The organism is Streptomyces sp. DT224, from assembly GCF_049844595.1.
Taxonomy (GTDB): domain Bacteria; phylum Actinomycetota; class Actinomycetes; order Streptomycetales; family Streptomycetaceae; genus Streptomyces.
Window position 1 is genome coordinate 390,827 of the sequence record NZ_JBNCLI010000005.1, and the last position, 16,922, is coordinate 407,748.

The 16,922-nt window shown below is 70.0% G+C and carries 16 protein-coding genes; 8 read left to right on the top strand and 8 right to left on the bottom strand.

What is annotated here, in order from left to right:
• Positions 1-9: 9 nt before the first annotated feature.
• The 5 genes from ACLQ2N_RS14970 to pknB all read left to right on the top strand — a co-directional run bounded on the left by ACLQ2N_RS14970 (position 10) and on the right by pknB (position 7,212).
• Positions 10-522 (top strand): FHA domain-containing protein FhaB/FipA, encoded by a 513-nt coding sequence (locus ACLQ2N_RS14970; RefSeq protein ID WP_425812979.1) that lies wholly within the window; start codon positions 10-12, stop codon positions 520-522.
• A gap of 129 nt (positions 523-651) precedes the next feature.
• The gene (locus ACLQ2N_RS14975; protein ID WP_425812981.1) at positions 652-2,160 is read left to right on the top strand and encodes a Stp1/IreP family PP2C-type Ser/Thr phosphatase; all 1,509 of its coding nucleotides are present in this window, start codon (positions 652-654) and stop codon (positions 2,158-2,160) included.
• A 23-nt stretch (positions 2,161-2,183) separates the two neighbouring features.
• Positions 2,184-3,602, top strand: coding sequence for an FtsW/RodA/SpoVE family cell cycle protein (locus ACLQ2N_RS14980; protein WP_425812983.1), 1,419 nt, complete (start codon positions 2,184-2,186; stop codon positions 3,600-3,602).
• Positions 3,599-5,056 (top strand): peptidoglycan D,D-transpeptidase FtsI family protein, encoded by a 1,458-nt coding sequence (locus ACLQ2N_RS14985; protein ID WP_425812985.1) that lies wholly within the window; start codon positions 3,599-3,601, stop codon positions 5,054-5,056. Before ACLQ2N_RS14980 ends, ACLQ2N_RS14985 begins: the two co-directional genes overlap by 4 nt.
• Positions 5,057-5,223: 167 nt before the next feature.
• A complete protein-coding gene (pknB, locus tag ACLQ2N_RS14990) occupies positions 5,224-7,212 on the top strand; it encodes a Stk1 family PASTA domain-containing Ser/Thr kinase (protein WP_425812987.1) in 1,989 nt (662 codons plus the stop codon).
• A gap of 80 nt (positions 7,213-7,292) precedes the next feature.
• On the opposite strand, the gene ACLQ2N_RS14995 is transcribed toward pknB, so the two are convergent.
• The 5 genes from ACLQ2N_RS14995 to ACLQ2N_RS15015 all read right to left on the bottom strand — a co-directional run bounded on the left by ACLQ2N_RS14995 (position 7,293) and on the right by ACLQ2N_RS15015 (position 11,053).
• A complete protein-coding gene (locus ACLQ2N_RS14995; protein ID WP_425812989.1) occupies positions 7,293-8,021 on the bottom strand; it encodes a class E sortase in 729 nt (242 codons plus the stop codon).
• A gap of 33 nt (positions 8,022-8,054) precedes the next feature.
• Complete coding sequence (locus tag ACLQ2N_RS15000) at positions 8,055-9,374, bottom strand: class E sortase (RefSeq protein WP_425812991.1); 1,320 nt, start codon at positions 9,372-9,374, stop codon at positions 8,055-8,057.
• Positions 9,371-10,009, bottom strand: coding sequence for an aminodeoxychorismate/anthranilate synthase component II (locus ACLQ2N_RS15005; RefSeq protein ID WP_164399256.1), 639 nt, complete (start codon positions 10,007-10,009; stop codon positions 9,371-9,373). The genes ACLQ2N_RS15000 and ACLQ2N_RS15005 overlap by 4 nt, the downstream gene beginning before the upstream one ends.
• Positions 10,006-10,191: a hypothetical protein gene (locus tag ACLQ2N_RS15010; protein ID WP_018101915.1), complete on the bottom strand. Its 186-nt coding sequence runs from the start codon at positions 10,189-10,191 to the stop codon at positions 10,006-10,008. Before ACLQ2N_RS15010 ends, ACLQ2N_RS15005 begins: the two co-directional genes overlap by 4 nt.
• Positions 10,192-10,285: 94 nt before the next feature.
• Positions 10,286-11,053 carry a DUF881 domain-containing protein gene (locus ACLQ2N_RS15015; RefSeq protein ID WP_425812994.1) on the bottom strand — a complete coding sequence of 256 codons (768 nt, stop codon included), beginning with the start codon at positions 11,051-11,053 and terminating at the stop codon, positions 10,286-10,288.
• Between the two features lie 141 nt (positions 11,054-11,194).
• Here ACLQ2N_RS15015 and crgA point away from each other — a divergent pair, with 141 nt between their 5' ends.
• Positions 11,195-11,449 carry a cell division protein CrgA gene (gene crgA / locus ACLQ2N_RS15020; RefSeq protein WP_361033578.1) on the top strand — a complete coding sequence of 85 codons (255 nt, stop codon included), beginning with the start codon at positions 11,195-11,197 and terminating at the stop codon, positions 11,447-11,449.
• A gap of 304 nt (positions 11,450-11,753) precedes the next feature.
• On the opposite strand, the gene ACLQ2N_RS15025 is transcribed toward crgA, so the two are convergent.
• Complete coding sequence (locus ACLQ2N_RS15025) at positions 11,754-12,662, bottom strand: rhomboid family intramembrane serine protease (RefSeq protein ID WP_425812996.1); 909 nt, start codon at positions 12,660-12,662, stop codon at positions 11,754-11,756.
• Positions 12,663-12,806: 144 nt separating this feature from the next.
• Entirely contained in the window at positions 12,807-13,334 is a 528-nt protein-coding gene (locus tag ACLQ2N_RS15030; protein WP_425812998.1) for a peptidylprolyl isomerase, read from the bottom strand.
• Positions 13,335-13,670: 336 nt separating this feature from the next.
• On the opposite strand from ACLQ2N_RS15030, the gene ACLQ2N_RS15035 reads away from it, so the two are divergent.
• Together ACLQ2N_RS15035 and ACLQ2N_RS15040 are read left to right on the top strand one after the other, a co-directional pair.
• On the top strand, positions 13,671-14,411 hold the full coding sequence (locus ACLQ2N_RS15035) for a DUF5324 family protein (protein ID WP_425813000.1): 741 nt from the start codon (positions 13,671-13,673) through the stop codon (positions 14,409-14,411).
• A 158-nt stretch (positions 14,412-14,569) separates the two neighbouring features.
• Positions 14,570-15,274, top strand: coding sequence for a response regulator transcription factor (locus tag ACLQ2N_RS15040; RefSeq protein WP_425813002.1), 705 nt, complete (start codon positions 14,570-14,572; stop codon positions 15,272-15,274).
• On the opposite strand, the gene ACLQ2N_RS15045 is transcribed toward ACLQ2N_RS15040, so the two are convergent.
• The gene (locus ACLQ2N_RS15045; protein WP_425813004.1) at positions 15,260-16,918 is read right to left on the bottom strand and encodes a sensor histidine kinase; all 1,659 of its coding nucleotides are present in this window, start codon (positions 16,916-16,918) and stop codon (positions 15,260-15,262) included. The genes ACLQ2N_RS15040 and ACLQ2N_RS15045 overlap by 15 nt on opposite strands.
• Positions 16,919-16,922 lie beyond the last annotated feature (4 nt).

The window sequence follows — 16,922 nt, forward strand, 5'->3', positions numbered from 1 at the left end:
GCGGGGGCAATGTCAGAGCTGACCCTGACGGTCATGCGGCTAGGTTTCCTGGCTGTTCTGTGGCTGTTCGTGATCGTGGCCGTCCAGGTCATTCGCAGCGACCTGTTCGGAACGCGCGTCACGCAGCGCGGCTCACGCCGCACCGCGAACGACGCGCGTCCGCCCCAGGGACGCCAGAACGCGGCACCGCCGCCGCAGCGCCAGCAGCCCGGCCGCCAGCGCCGGGGCGCGCCGACCAAGCTGGTCGTCTCCGAGGGCACGCTCACCGGCACCACGGTGGCGCTCCAAGGGCAGACCATCACGCTGGGCCGTGCCCATGATTCAACGATCGTGCTGGACGACGACTACGCGTCCAGCAGGCATGCCAGGATCTACCCCGACCGTGACGGCCAGTGGATCGTCGAGGATCTCGGGTCCACCAACGGCACGTACCTGGACCGGACCCGCCTCACCACCCCGACGCCCGTTCCGCTGGGCGCGCCGATCCGGATCGGCAAGACCGTCATCGAGCTGCGGAAGTAGTACGACAATGAGCGAGCGGAGCGAGCGAGCCGCGGGGGTCCGGGCACCGGACCCGGCCAGGCTCCCGATCGGAGGGTGGGCAGTGTGGCTCGAGACCGGCTGTACCCCGAACCGACGGGTGAGGTGCGCATGAGTCTGTCCCTGCGCTTCGCCGCCGGGTCGCACAAGGGCATGATCCGGGAGGGCAACGAGGACTCCGGCTACGCCGGTCCCCGCCTCCTCGCGATCGCCGACGGCATGGGCGGCCAGGCGGCCGGCGAGGTCGCCAGTTCCGAGGTGATCTCCACCCTCGTCCAGCTCGATGACGACGTTCCGGGCTCCGACATCCTCACCTCGCTCGGTACGGCCGTCCAGCGGGCCAACGACCAGTTGCGGATGATGGTCGAGGAGGATCCCCAGCTGGAGGGCATGGGCACCACGCTCACCGCCCTGCTCTGGACCGGACAGCGCCTCGGCCTGGTGCACGTCGGCGACTCGCGCGCGTACCTGCTGCGCGACGGCGTGCTCACCCAGATCACGCAGGACCACACCTGGGTCCAGCGGCTGGTCGACGAGGGCCGGATCACGGAGGAGGAGGCCACCACCCACCCGCAGCGCTCCCTGCTGATGCGCGCGCTGGGCAGTGGCGACCATGTCGAACCCGACCTCTCCATCCGTGAGGTCCGGGCCGGCGACCGCTATCTGATCTGCTCCGACGGGCTCTCCGGCGTCGTCTCCCACCAGACGATGGAGGAGACGCTCGCCAGCTACCAGGGCCCGCAGGAGACCATCCAGGACCTGATCCAGCTCGCCCTGCGCGGCGGCGGACCGGACAACATCACCTGCATCGTCGCCGATGTCTTCGACGTCGACGGCAACGACACCCTGGCCGGTCAGCTCAATGACACCCCGGTCGTCGTCGGCGCGGTCGCCGAGAACCAGGCTGCCCAGCTGAACGACGGCGGTGCGATGCAGACGCCCGCCGGCCGTGCGGCCGGCCTCGGCCGTCCCGTGCCGCCGCCCGCCGGCAGCTTCGGCCCGCCCGGCAGCGGTGACGGCTCCGGCTACGACGGAATGCCCGACGGGGCGTTCGGGTCCTACTCCGACGACGACTTCGTCAAGCACGGCGGCGGCCGCACATGGCTCAAGCGGTCCCTGTACGTGGTGCTCGCGCTGGCCGTCGTCGGCGGCGGGCTCTACGGCGGCTACCGCTGGACCCAGACCCAGTTCTACGTCGGCGCGAAGAACGACAACGTCGCGCTGTACCGGGGCCTCAGCCAGGATCTCGGCTGGCTCTCGCTCTCGAAGGTCGAGACGGACCACCCCGAGATCGAACTCAAGTACCTCCCCGCCTACCAGCGCAAGAAGGTCGAGGCGACGATCGCCGAGGGCAGCCTCGCCGACGCCCGCGAGAAGATCGCCGAGCTTTCCGTCCAGGCGTCCGCCTGCAAGAAGGACGCGGCGCGGCGCGCGGCGGAGAAGGAGCACGGCGACGAGGGCCAGGCGCAGGGCACGGACACGGATGCCACCAAGGCGTCCAAGTCCTCCAAGACATCCGGTGGCGACACCAAGTCCGAGCAGACTTCCACGACTCCCACTCCTGGGCCCAGCCTCTCGGAGGAAGAGAAGAAGCTGGTCCCGCAGTGCGGTAAGAAGTAGAGCCGTAGGGGGCCTTCAGCACCATGAGCGTTGTCACCAACACGACCACGATCGGCGCGATCGACGCACCGAGCCGGCGCAACACCGAACTGATGATGATGGTCTTCGCCATCGCCATCTCGGTGTTCGCCTACGCCAACGTGGGCCTGGCCATGGACGGCAAGCTGCCGTCCGGCATGTTCGGCTACGGAGCGGGGCTCGTCCTGCTCGGCGGTGTCGCCCATCTCGTGGTGCGGAAGTTCGCCCGGTACGCGGACCCGCTGCTGCTGCCGCTGGCCACGCTGCTGAACGGGCTGGGGCTGGTGCTGATCTGGCGGCTCGACCAGTCGCAGAGACTGATCCAGCGCGCGGAGACGCTGTTCGGCGCGTACACCCCCGACGCTCCCAAGCAGCTGATGTATTCGGCAGTGGGCGTCGCCCTCATGGTCGCCGTGCTGCTCATTCTCAAGGACCACCGCATCCTGCAGCGCTACACCTACATCTCCATGGTGGCCGCGCTGATCCTGCTGATTATGCCGATGTTCTTCCCGGCGGTGAACGGCGCCAAGATCTGGGTGAGCCTCGGCCCCTTCTCGATCCAGCCCGGCGAGTTCGCGAAGATCATCATCGCGGTCTTCTTCTCCGGCTACCTCATGGTCAAACGCGACGCCCTCGCACTCGCGAGCCGCCGTTTCATGGGCTTGTACCTGCCTCGTGGTCGCGACCTCGGCCCTATCCTGGTCATCTGGGCGCTGTCCATCCTGATCCTGGTCTTCGAGACCGACCTCGGGACGTCGCTGCTGTTCTTCGGCCTCTTCGTGATCATGCTGTACGTGGCCACCGAACGGACCAGCTGGATCGTCTTCGGCCTCCTGATGTCGGCCGCCGGTGCCGTGGGTGTCGCGACTTTCGAACGCCACGTCCAGTCCCGTGTGACTGCGTGGAAGGATCCGTTCGCCTGTTACTCCACCGACCTCAGCGGCGCCTGTGAGCAGGTTTCCAACGCGATCATGTCCTTCGGCTCGGGGGGCACGATCGGCACCGGATGGGGACAGGGCCACTCCGACCTGATCGGTTTCGCGGCCAACGCCGACTTCATCCTCTCCACCGTTGGTGAGGAGCTCGGACTGGCCGGAATGATGGCCGTGCTGCTGATCTACGGCCTCATCATCGAGCGGGGTATCCGCACGGCGCTCGCCGCCCGCGACCCGTTCGGCAAGCTCCTCGCGGTCGGCCTCTCCGGCGCCTTCGCCATCCAGGTCTTCGTCGTGGCCGGCGGTGTCATGGGCCTCATCCCGCTCACCGGTATGACGATGCCGTTCCTCGCGGCCGGCGGTTCGTCCGTGATCGCCAACTGGGCCCTCATCGGCATCCTCATCCGCATCAGCGACACCGCCCGGCGCCCCGCGCCCGCCCCCGCACCCTCGACCGACGCCGAGATGACCCAGGTGGTCCGCCCGTGAACAAGCCACTGCGCCGGATCGCGATCTTCTGCGGCGTCCTGATCTTCGCCCTGCTCGCGCGGACCAACTACCTGCAGTACGTGAAGGCCGACGACCTCAACACCCGCGACGAGAACCGCCGCGTCCGCATCGAGCGGTACGCCCATGAGCGCGGCAACATCATCGTGGACGGCAAGTCGATCACCGGGTCCACCGAGACCAAGGGCAGCGACTTCAAGTACAAGCGGGTGTGGAAGGACGGCCCCATGTGGGCCCCCGTGACCGGCTACTCCTCGCAGGCGTTCGGTGCCACCCAGCTGGAGAACCTCGAGGACGGCATCCTCACCGGCAACGACGACCAGCTCTTCTTCAACCGGACGATGTCGATGTTCACCGGCGAGGAGAGGACCGGCGGCAACGTCGTCACCACGCTCAACGGCGCGGCTCAGAAGGCCGCCTTCGAGGGTCTCGGCAAGAAGAAGGGCGCCGTCGTCGCCCTCGACCCGCGGACCGGGGCCATCCTCGCGCTCGCCAGCACCCCGTCGTACGACCCCTCGACCTTCGCGGGCACCAGCAACGCAGACGGCAAGGCGTGGCAGTCCCTGAAGGGCGACAAGGACAAGCCCCTGATCAACCGGGCGCTGCGCGAGACCTACCCGCCCGGCTCGACGTTCAAGGTCGTCACCGCCGCCGCCGCCCTGGAGAACGGGCTCTACACCGACATCGACGAGCACACCAAGTCGCCGCTTCCCTGGCGCCTGCCGCAGTCGAGCGACGACCTGCCCAACGAGGGCAACATCCCGTGCGAGAACGCCTCGCTCCGCGAGGCGCTGCGCTACTCCTGCAACACCGTGTTCGGCAAGATCAGCGATGACCTGGGCAACCAGAAGATGATCGACGAGGCCGGCAAGTTCGGCTTCAACAAGGAGATCTTCACTCCGGTCCGCTCGAACGCCAGCGTGTACCCCGAGGACAACCGGCCGCAGAACGCGATGGCGGGCATCGGCCAGGCGTCCAACCGTGCCACCCCGCTCCAGATGGCGATGGTCGCCTCCGCCGTGGCCAACGACGGCAAGCTCATGCAGCCGTACATGGTCGCCGAGCGCAAGGCGCCCAACCTGGACGTGATCTACACGCACGAGAAGGAAGAGTTCAGCCGGCCCCTCTCGGCGGAGAACGCCCAGAAGCTCCAGCAGATGATGGAGACCGTCGTCAAGGAGGGCACGGGCACCAACGCCCGGATCCCGGGCGTCACGGTCGGCGGCAAGACCGGTACGGCCCAGAACGGTCTGAACAACAAGGGGAACCCGTACGCGTGGTTCATCTCGTACGCGAAGACCGACAACGGTTCGCCGGTGGCCGTGGCCGTCGTCGTCGAGGACAGCGGCGCCACCCGCGAGAACATCTCCGGTGGTGGCCTGGCCGCCCCGATCGCCAAGGCGGTCATGAAGGCGGTCATCGACAGCGAGAAGTGAGACCGCTCACTCCCGGCCGCGAAAGCGCCTCTGTGGATACCGGTCGGATATCAGGTATCGCCTCCGGGCGGATCAGCTGATGCGCGGCCGGTAGCGTATGCGCGAACAGCACACCGCCGGACCGCGCACCGGTGCGGTCAGGACTGACGGAGAGGGCTGGAACAGTTATGGAAGAGCCGCGTCGCCTCGGCGGCCGGTACGAGCTGGGCTCGGTGCTCGGCCGTGGTGGCATGGCCGAGGTCTACCTCGCCCACGACACCCGGCTCGGCCGCACCGTCGCCGTGAAGACGCTCCGGGCGGACCTCGCCCGCGACCCGTCCTTCCAGGCCCGGTTCCGCCGTGAGGCCCAGTCCGCCGCCTCGCTCAACCATCCGGCGATCGTCGCGGTGTACGACACCGGCGAGGACTACGTCGACGGGGTCTCCATCCCGTACATCGTCATGGAGTACGTCGACGGCTCGACGCTCCGCGAGCTGCTGCACTCGGGGCGCAGGCTGCTGCCCGAGCGGACGCTCGAAATGACGGTGGGCATCCTCCAGGCGCTGGAGTACTCGCACCGCGCGGGCATCGTCCACCGGGACATCAAGCCGGCCAACGTCATGCTGACCCGGACCGGTCAGGTCAAGGTCATGGACTTCGGCATCGCCCGCGCGATGGGTGACTCCGGTATGACGATGACCCAGACCGCCGCCGTCATCGGCACCGCCCAGTACCTCTCCCCGGAGCAGGCCAAGGGCGAGCAGGTCGACGCGCGGTCCGACCTCTATTCGACCGGCTGCCTGCTCTACGAGCTGCTGACCGTCCGGCCCCCGTTCGTCGGGGACTCCCCGGTGGCGGTGGCGTACCAGCACGTACGGGAAGAGCCGCAGCCGCCGAGCAACTTCGACCCCGAGATCACGCCCGCGATGGACGCGATCGTACTGAAGGCGCTCACCAAGGACCCCGATTACCGCTACCAGTCGGCCGACGAGATGCGCGCCGACATCGAGGCGTGCCTCGACGGCCAGCCGGTCGCCGCGACCGCCGCGATGGGTGCGGCGGGCTACGGCGGCGGCTACCCCGGCGGGTACGACCACGACCAGCCCACCACCGCCCTGCGCCCCGCCGACCAGAGCGGCGAGCGCACGTCGATGCTGCCGCCGGTCAACCCGGACGACGGCGGCTACGGCTACGACGACCGCCCCGACCGCCGCAGGCAGAAGAAGAACCACACCTCGACGATCCTCCTGGTCGTCGCGGGCATCCTGGTGCTGATCGGCGCGATCCTCATCGGCAAGGCGGTCTTCCCCGGCGACGGCGGCGACGACGGCGCGTTCGACGTGCCCAGCATGATCGGCATCACGGTCGAGGACGCCCAGAAACTGGCCGACAACACGAACATCGTCCTCAAGGTCGGCCCGAAGGAAGAGTGCAAGGAGCAGCCCAAGGGCAAGATCTGCCGCCAGACGCCGGAGGACGGGCAGATGAAGGAGCAGGAGACCCTCACGGTCTTCGTCTCCAGCGGTCCGCCGAAGGTCGAGGTGCCGGACGTGACCAACCAGTCCGAGGACGACGCCCGCGACGCCCTGGAGAAGAAGGGCTTCACGGTCACCGTCGACTCGGTCGAGTCCGACCAGGCCGAGCCCGGCACCGTCCTGGAGCAGTCCCCGAAGGGCGGCGAGAAGGCCGAGGAGAACTCGGAGATCACGCTCAAGGTCGCCACGGAGGAGCTGCTCACGATGCCTCCGGTGACGGACCGCTCGTACGACGCCGCGGTCGCCCAGCTGAACGGGGTCGGCTTCAAGAACATCGGCCGCAGTGACGTCGACTCCGACAAGCCCGCGGGCCAGGTGGTCGAGCAGACCCCCGTCGCCAACGAGAAGGTCGGCAAGGACACCTCGATCATCCTCAAGGTCTCCAAGGGCCCGCCCGAGCCGGAGAAGGTGGCCGTCCCCGGTGACCTCCTCAACAAGAGCTACCAGGACGCGAAGGCCCAGCTGGAGGGCATGGGCCTGGTGGTCGCGCTCCAGCCCGGTTCGGTCGACAAGCCGGATGCCAAGGTGATCCTGAGCTCCCCGATGCCCAACCAGGAAGTGGAGAAGGGCGGCACGGTCACCCTGACCACCGTCGAGGGCGGCGGCATCTTCGGCGGGCTGAACGGCGGACGGGGTCACTGACCCGCTCCGCACCCGGTACGGACAGAGGGCCCCGGTCACCATCGAGGTGACCGGGGCCCTCCGCCGTAACGGCACAGGCGTCAGCGCAGCTCCGCCGGGACCGTGCGGTCGCGGTCGACCTTCTCCGTACGGACCAGCTCGCCCCAGACGATGTAGCGGTACGTGGACGTGTAGACCGGGGTGCAGGTCGTGAGCGTGATGTAGCGGCCCGCCTTCGTCACGCCGGCGTCCTTCGGGACCGGGCCCAGCACGTCGACGTTGTACTTGGACGTCTCCGGCAGCTCGCTGAAGACCTTGTAGATGTACCAGGTGTCCTTCGTCTCGAAGACGATCGCGTCCCCGGTACGCACCTTGTCGATGTTGTGGAACTTCGCCCCGTGCCCGTCCCGGTGGGCGGCCAGGGCGAAGTTGCCCTCCTTGGCGGAAGGGAGCGCGGATTTCACCGGATCGGTGTAGTAGCCGGCGACGCCGTCGTTGAGCGTTTCCGTGTCGGTGCCCTTCTTGACGAGCACCTCGCCGTTCTTCATCGACGGGACGTGGAGGAAGCCGATGCCGTCCTTGGTGTCCAGCGCGCCGGGGCCGCCGGCCCACTTGTCGCGGACGGTGTGGCCCTGCTTGGCGGCCTCGCGGTCGGCGAGGACGTTCGTCCACCACAGCGAGTAGACGACGAAGAGGCCGAGCACCAGACCTGCGGTGATGAGCAGTTCACCGAAGACACTGACGGCGGTCGCGAGGGGATGGCGGCCGCCCTTCCGCACGGGTGGCGCGGGCTCGTCGGTCCGCTCCTGGTCCTCGGTCGTCGCTGTCATAGCACCGCCCTGTCGTCATGGCGTCCGGCCCGTTCAGTCCGCGAGCGCGTCGGGTTTGCCCTTGCTGCGCGGCCGTTCGTCGACCATCTTGCCCCAGACGATCAAACGGTACGTACTCGTGAATTCCGGCGTACACGTCGTCAAGGTGATGTACCGGCCGGGCCCGGTGAAGCCGGACTGCTTCGGCACCGGCGCGATCACGGAGACGTTGGAGGGCGAGGTCTGCGGCAGCACGCTCGTCATCTCGTACGTGTAGTACGCCTCCCGGGTCTCGACCACGATCGGGTCGCCGGGCTTCAGCCGGTTGATGTAGCGGAACGGTTCGCCATGGGTGTTGCGGTGGCCGGCCAGCGCGAAGTTGCCCTTCTTGGCGGAGGGCATCGCCGTGCGCAGCGGCTCCTCGCTGTAGTGGCCGACCATGCCCCGGTCGAGGACCTTCTCCTTGCTGGTGCCCTCGGCGATCGGCGTGACGACGTCCAGCTTGGGGATGTGGATGATGGCGAAGCCCTGCCCCGGCTCGAACGCCTCCTGCTTCTCGGGGGCCTTCTCGTTTTTGGCCCAGTCGTCCTGGATCTTGTGGGTCTCCCGGCCGGCGATCTGGTCGGCGCGCACATTCGTCCACCAGAGCTGGTAGGTGACGAACAGCAGCATCAGAACGCCCAGCGTGATGAAGAGTTCGCCGATGCCCCGGCTGATGACGATCGCGGGGCTGTCCTTGGCGGCCTTGGCCGCCCGGCGCGCCTCCATACGGGTCATGGGCTTCGCGGGCGCCACGCCCCCCGGCCCGGGGCGCGGTGCGGGGCGCCGTCGGCCACGCCCCTTGGCGGCGCGCCTGCGCTCGGCGCGGCCGCCGGTGGGCGGTGACGTCTCCGGGGCCGCGCCGGGCCCGCCTTCGGCCTCGTCGGCGCCGGTGTACGGCTCCGGCTCGGGCTCCGGGCGGGGCAGCGGCACGACCGGGTCGCCCGGATCCAATCGGGCGAAGACCTCCGTGGCCGGCTCCACGGCCTCGCCGGCCGGGGGCTGGGAAGGGGCCGCGGGGCCCAGGGCGCCCGGAGGGTACGGGTCGGGCGTGGGCGGTGACGCAGCCAGGGGCTGCTGTACGGGCCCCTGGTGGCCGTACCAGTCCCGTTGGTATCCGTGGGGGTCGTACCACTCCTGCGGGGCCTGCTGGGGGCCCTGTGGCTCGTAGGGCCCCTGCTGTCGCGGGGCCACGGGATCCGGCCCCGGCAGCGGGTCGTTCAACGGGTCCGCCAGCTGGTGGACCGCCGCCTCGAACGTGCCCGGGTCCTCGTACGCCCGCGGATCGTGCGGGTCGTCCTGCCCGGCCCCGGCTCCGTGGCGGGGTGAGGTCACGCGACGGCCTTGCCCACCACCGGAGCGAGCCCCGCCGACCTCTCGACGGCTCCGGTGTCCCCGCAGCGCACCAGCCAGTTGGCCAGCATCAGGTGGCCGTGCTCGGTGAGCACCGACTCCGGGTGGAACTGCACGCCCTCGACGGCCAGCTCCCGGTGGCGCAGGCCCATGATGATGCCGTCGGCGGTCCGCGCGGTGACCTCCAGCTCGTCGGGCACGGTGTCCGGTTCGGCGGCGAGCGAGTGGTAGCGGGTCGCGGTGAACGGCGAGGGCAGGCCGGCGAACACACCCGTGCCCTCGTGGAGCACCGGAGAGGTCTTGCCGTGCAGCAGCTCGGGGGCGCGGCCGACGACGCCGCCGTAGGCCACCGCCATGGACTGCATGCCCAGGCAGACGCCGAAGACCGGGACGCCGGTCGCCGCGCAGTGCCGCACCATGTCGACGCAGACGCCCGCGTGCTCCGGGGTGCCGGGGCCGGGGGAGAGCAGAACGCCGTCGAAGCCGTCCTGCGCGTGGGCCGTGGTCACCTCGTCGTTGCGCAGCACCTCGCACTCGGCACCGAGCTGATAGAGGTACTGGACGAGGTTGAAGACGAAGCTGTCGTAGTTGTCCACGACGAGGATGCGGGCGCTCATCGGGCGGCCCCCGTCGGCGCGCTCGCTCCGTCGACCGTCACGTCGCCGAACGGAAGCAGCGGCTCCGCCCACGGGAAGACGTACTGGAACAGCACATAGACGACCGCCAGGGCGAGCACGAGCGAAATGAACGCACGCACCCACACGTTGCCCGGCAGATGCCGCCAGATCCAGCTGTACATCCAGACCCTCCATTCGGTACCGGGTCCAGACTAAAGGGCCCGGGGCCCGGCGTGGGATGCCTGCGGAAAGCTGTGCGGCGCCTGTCGCCGTCTGCTACTTCACCGGCTCCGCGTAGTGCAGGTCCACCGCGCCCGAGTAGCCGGGAAGGGTCGTCGCCCCCTGCTCGTCCACCTTCCAGCCGAGCCCGTACGCCTGCACGTACAGCAGGTAGTTCTGGATCGCCGGCGAGGCGTCGAGCGCCCGTCGCAGCGCCCCGGGGTCGCCCACCGCGGTGATCTTGTACGGGGGTGAGTAGACCCGGCCCTGGAGGATCAGGGTGTTGCCGACGCAGCGCACGGCACTGGTGGAGATCAGCCGCTGGTCCATGACCTTCACGCCCTTGGCGCCGCCCTGCCACAGGGCGTTGACGACCGCCTGGAGGTCCTGCTGGTGGATGACCAGGTCGTTGGGCTGCGGGTCGGGGTAGCCGGGACTGGCGGTGGCGTTGGGCGGGGCGTCGTCGAGCGTGACGGAGACGGCCCGGCCGGACAGTTCGGCGGTGCCCGCCGTCCGCTCGAGCGCCTTGAGCCGGGCGGCTTCCGCCTTGGTGCTGCCGTTGTCGCGCTGGGCGAGGCGGTCGATGTCCCCGCGCACGGACGCGGCGGACTCCTCCAGGGAGGCGTTCTTCTCGCTGCGCTGCTGGATGAGGTCGGAAAGCTTGAGCAGTGAGGCGTCAGTGCGGATATTGGTGCCCTTCGCCGTATTCGCGCTGGTCACGAAGATGAGTCCGGCAAGGGCGAAAACGGCAGCCGTGAGCACTCTGACCGGGTGCCGGAAGGTGCGGCGGACCGGCCCGGGGGGAGAGTCGGCAGAATTGCTCAACGTACCCTTATCTCCTTCGGTGCCACGGAAGGACTACGCTAACGGACGCCCGGGGGAGGCCACATTCCCCCTCGCGCCCCGCCCCGGCGCCAGCCACAGTTCCCTGCGCGGTCACGCAGCGCATCGACAGGAGAGTTCCTCGTGCCGAAGTCACGGATCCGCAAGAAGGCCGACTTCACGCCACCCCCGGCGAAGCAGGCGACCAACATAAAGCTGACCAGCCGCAGCTGGGTGGCGCCCGTGATGCTGGCGCTCTTCCTGATCGGGCTGGCCTGGATCGTCGTTTTCTATGTGACCGACGGCGATCTGCCGGTGGAGTCACTGGGGAACTGGAACATCGTCGTCGGCTTCGGTTTCATCGCCGGTGGCTTCGGCGTCTCCACGCAGTGGAAGTAGGCCGCGCGACCGCGTAGAACCACACTCCGGCCCTGCTCCGCAACCCCTGCCCTGAGTTACCCACAGCGTTATCCACAGGTGGGGGAAAAGGTCAGACGATCTGTGGATAACTCTCAGGCCGTTGACGCCGACGCAACCGCGGCCGCCCCGCCCCGGGGTGCCACGCCCCTTGTCCCGACTGGAAAAACCCAGCTCAGGACAAGGGGCACAGGTGTACCCGCGATATGCACAAGATCAGCGTCCTCCGGTGGAACCCTGTGGACAACTTCGGTCACAAATGGTCCACACCCGCCTCCCGGCACCCCTAGGTGAGGGCGGCCGTTCTCGTCATCACGATCAGGACGACGGCCGCGAGGACCAGGGCGCAGGTCCCGAACTGCACCAGATCGCGCCGCTCGCGCGGGGCGTGCACCATGCCGATCCCGATCAGCACTCCGGCGATCAGCCCCCCGACATGGGCCTGCCAGGCGATGCCGCCCCAGGGGTTGAAGGTGATGATCAGGTTGAGCACGAAGATCGCGATGACCGGCCGCATGTCATAGTTCAGCCGGCGCATCAGTACGGCAGTGGCGCCCAGCAGACCGTAAATGGCCCCCGAGGCTCCCAGCGACGGCTGATTCGGCTCCGCGAGCCAGTACGTCAGGGCGCCGCCCGCCAGCCCGGAGAGCAGATAGAGCGCGAGGAAGCGCACACGGCCCAGCTTCGCTTCCAGCGGCCCGCCCAGCCACCACAGGCCCAGCATGTTGAAGGCGATGTGCCACACCTCCTGGTGCAGGAACATCGACGTCACCAGCCGGTACCACTGGCCCTCCGCGACGCCTTCGGGCGGCCCTCCGTAGGAGAAGCTGGCACGGCCGAGCAGCATCAGGCGGTCGAGGAGGGCGTCGTCGGCCCATACCGCGACGAACACGGCGACGTTGATCCCCATCAGGATCTTGGTGATCAGCCTGGGGTCCGCCGCGACGACGCCCCCGGCCAGTGTGCGCGGCCGGGCGGCGGACGCGCCGTGCCCCGTACCGGACCCCTGGCGGACGCAGTCCGGGCACTGGAAGCCGACCGACGCGCCGATCATGCAGTCCGGACAGATGGGCCGGTCGCAGCGGACGCACCGGACCGCCGTCTCCCGGCCCGGGTGCCGGTAGCAGGGGGCCGGCCCCTCCGCGGGCGGGGGCGGTCCGGACGTTCCCGGCGGCTGCTGGTCCCTCGGTCCCATGGCTTCCCGGTCCCCTCGGTCCTCGTCGTCGCGGGTGCGCGCGACACAGCCCCGCGCGTCCGTTCTGTCATGACATACGGACGGGCGGGGCGGTTGGTTCCCGAACGTGGAGTCGGAGGGTGAGCGGACGGACGCGAAGGGCGATCAGCGCGTCTCGATGACGACCGACTCGATGATCACGTCGTTCACCGGCCGGTCGGTACGCGCGTTGGTGGCGGTCGCCGCGATGGCGTCGACGACCTTCTTGCCGGCGTCGTTGGACACCTCACCGAAGATCGTGTGCTTGCCGGTCAGCCAGGCCGTCGGCGCGACCGTGATGAAGAACTGCGAGCCGTTGGTGCCCGGTCCGGCGTTGGCCATGGCGAGCAGATAGGGCTTGTTGAAGGCGAGGTCCGGGTGGAACTCGTCCTTGAACTCGTACCCCGGCCCGCCGGTACCGTTCCCCAGAGGGTCTCCCCCCTGGATCATGAAACCGCTGATCACGCGATGGAAGACGGTCCCGTCGTACAGCCGGTCCGTGGACCTCGCCCCGGTCGCGGGGTGGGTCCACTCACGCTCCCCGTTGGCGAGCTCGACGAAGTTCTTGACCGTCTTGGGAGCGTGGTTCGGCAGGAGCCGGATCTCGATGTCGCCCTGGTTGGTCTTCAAGGTGGCGTAAAGCTGCTCGGCCACGATCTGCCTTCCGTGAGTCTGCACGTGTGCTCTGCGCGTCTGCGCCGCGCACCGGCCCGGTCCTGTCCGCCGACCGGCCCGACGTTCCGATCCTTGCACGGTCGGCGTCCGCGCCGTCCGAGGCGAGAGCCGGCGGCCTCCGTGCCCCCGCGGCACGGACGATGCGGCCAAGTGCGTGACGAACCGGCGCGATCCGCGACGAACCGTGGCATGGTCGTCGGAAGGTACCGAATGACCCGGATGCCCGCCCCGCATGCCGCACAGGTCCCACGCAGGCATGATCTCGAATTGGGTGGAAAGGCGGAGTACCTACCCGCCACCAAGGAGGAGGATCCCGTGACCCGCATCGACAGCGTGCGTGCCGCAACCGACTCGGCGAGGGACAGCGTGCAGCACGCCGCGGAAGTGGTGGCGCCCTACGCCGACTCGGCCAAGGACCAGGCCGTTCACTATGCGCACGAGGCCCGCACGCTGCTCGCACCGAAGGTGTCGAAGGCAGCCAAGCAGGCCCGTGTGCAGTACGGCGCGCACGTCGCCCCGCGTATCGAGCTCGCCCGCACGCACGTACCCCCCAAGGTTGACGAGGTCGCCCAGCGCGCCGCGCTCCGCACCCGTCAGGCGGCCCGCAGCGCCGCGGACTACACCGTCCCGCGCATCGAGAGCGCCCGGGCCGCCGCCCAGCCGGTGGCGGAGGAGGCCGCCGCTCGCAGCGCCGCCGCGGTGGCCGCCCTGCGCGGGCAGGTCACGGCGAAGCAGATCCGCAAGCTGGCCCGGAAGCACGAGCGGCGGGCCAGGGCGGGCAAGGCGTTCAAGGGCCTGGCGGTGACCGGTCTCCTCGCGGGCGCGGGCTACGCGGTGTGGCGCTGGTGGGACAAGCAGGCCAACCCCGAGTGGCTGGTGGAGCCGCCGGCCCCCACCGAGGTCGACGACCGCGCCCCGCTCTCCTCCGTCGACGGGAGCCCGCACGCCTCGACGCTCCTGGACCCCGAGGTCGAGGCCAAGCAGGCCGACGCCGAGGCGGCCGGCGAGGACGGTCCGGACGCCGTGGACGGCACGGACCCGGACGACCGCGCCTGACCCGCGCACACGGGACCGCACGCACCAGGACGGGCGCCGGAGGACCACGAGGTCTCCCGGCGCCCGCCCGCGTGCCCGGCCCCCACTCCGCACCCGCTTTCGCACGGACCGTTCTGTACTAACGTTCGGACACCGGCAGGAGGCCGTGGAGGGGGAACGTGAGCGCTCGCATTCTGGTCGCCGAGGACGACGCGAAGCAGTCCCGTCTGATCCGGATCTATCTCGAAAGAGAAGGACACGCCGTCCAAGTGGTCGCGGATGGCCGGGCGGCGCTGGAACGGGCGCGCTCGGCCGGTCCCGACCTCATCGTTCTGGACGTCATGCTCCCCCTCGTCGACGGCCTCGACGTGTGCCGCATCCTGCGCACCGAGTCCGATGTACCGATCCTGCTGCTCACCGCCCGGGTGACCGAGGAGGACATGCTTCTCGGCCTCGACCTCGGCGCCGACGACTACCTCACCAAGCCGTACAGCCCGCGCGAGCTGACCGCCCGGGTGCGGGCGCTGCTGCGCCGCTCGGGACGGTCCGGCGGCGACGGGCCCGCGGTGCTGCGGGTCGGCGCGGTGGAGCTGGACACCGCGCGCTTCGAGGTCCGGGTGGCGGGCCGGCCGGTGGAACTGACGGCCAAGGAGTTCGCCATCCTGGAGACGCTCGCGCGGGAGCCGGGCCGGGTCTTCACCCGCGCCCAGATCATCGAGCGCGTCTTCGGTTTCGACCGGAACGTACTGGAAAGGACCGTCGACGCCCACGTGATGAACCTGCGGCGAAAGCTGGGGACGGGCCCGGACGGCCCCCGCCATGTGGAGACGGTGTACGGCAGGGGCTACCGCCTCGCGGACGATCCCGTCTCAGCGCCGTCCTGAGGCTTCCCCCTCCGCCTGGGAGCGGCCGTCCGGCGCCGGGGGGAGGGCGACCGCGAACGTCGTACCCTCCCCGACCGTGCTGCGCACCTCGATGACGCCCCCGTGGTCGGCGACGATCTGGCGGGCGATCGAGAGCCCCAGTCCGCTGCCTCCGGTGGCCCGGTCCCGCGAGGCGTCCGCCCGCCAGAAACGGTCGAAGAGCCGTGGCAGGTCCTCGGCCGCTATCCCCGTGCCCGTGTCGCGTACCTCCATGACGGCCCGGACGCCGTCCCGGGGCAGGGCCAGGGTCACGGTTCCCCCCGGGGCGGTGGCGCGCAGCGCGTTGCCGACGAGGTTGCCGACGACCTGGCGCAGCCGGTCCGGATCGGCCCGCGCGTACACCGGTCGTGGCGCCACCAGGGCCAGCGTGATGCCCGCACTCCGTGCCTGGGGGAGATGGGCGCGGTGGCTCGTCTCCAGCAGTTCGCGGAGATCGACGTCCCTGGGGTGGTAGGCGAGCGCGCCCGCCTCGGCCAGCGCGAGGTCCCGCAGGTCGTCCACGATCCGCTGCTGCAACAGCGCCTCCTCGTGGAGGGATTCGAGGAGTTCGTGGGTCGGTTCGAGGACCCCGTCGCGCAGGGCTTCGAGATAGCCCCGCAGATTGGCCAGCGGGGTGCGCAGCTCGTGCGCGATGTCGCTGGTCAGGCGGCGCTGGTGCTCCTCGCTCGTCTGGAGCGAGTCGGCCATGCGGTTGAAGGCCCCGCCGAGTTGCGCGATCTCGTCCCGCCCGGACGCGGGCACCCGCCGCCCCAGGTCGCCTTCGCCCAGCCCCGTCGCGGCGCGCGTCAGAGCGCGGACAGGGCGCAGGACCGCCCTGCTCAGCAGCAGCCCGCCCAGGATGACCACCAGGGCCACGCCCCCCGCGACGGCCACGGTGGGCGCGACGGCCAGCGTGGGCGGCGCCTCGTCGCGGAAGCCGAGCCCGACCTCCAGGCGGGGCGGGGCCACGGAGGCGACGCGCTCGCCGAAGACCCGCTGCAAACAGTCGGAGAACCGTTTCTCGGACTCGCACGACCGCAGCGCGTCGAGGTCCCGAGGGGTCAGCGGGTCGTACGCGTCCGTGGGTTCCGGACACTGGGCGGGCCTGCGGTCCGCGCGCACCGTCGGCACACCGAAGGCACCGGCCCCGGTGACGACCGCGGCCCCCGCGCGGGTCAGGCAGACCGCGTCGGCGGCGTAGGAACGGTAGGCGGCGACGGCGGAGGCGGTCTGCTTCATGGAGGCCCGCCGCACCTGTCCCCCGGCGAGCCGCAGCGTGGGGCGCGCGTCGACCAGCACCGGCGGCCGGCCGCTCACCGCACGCGGTGCACGGCCGGCCAGGGTGTCCGAGTCGGCGAGCAGCGCGCCGGTCTCCGTGGCCACCCGGATGCGCTGCCCGGTGCCCTTCGCGAGCGCCGCGACCGTCGGCGCGAGCCCGTCCCAGGTGGCGTGCGCCAGCCCGTACGCGCGCAGCTCCCCGGCGATCCGGGAGGTGTCCTGCTGACCGGCCGTGACGGTCTCCCGCACCTGGCGGTTGGCCTGGCGCAAGGTCAGCCAGGCGGTGGCCACTGTGGCGGTCATCGCGATCAGCATCAGCAGGCCGAGGGCCCGGATCCGGAAGCTCACCCTG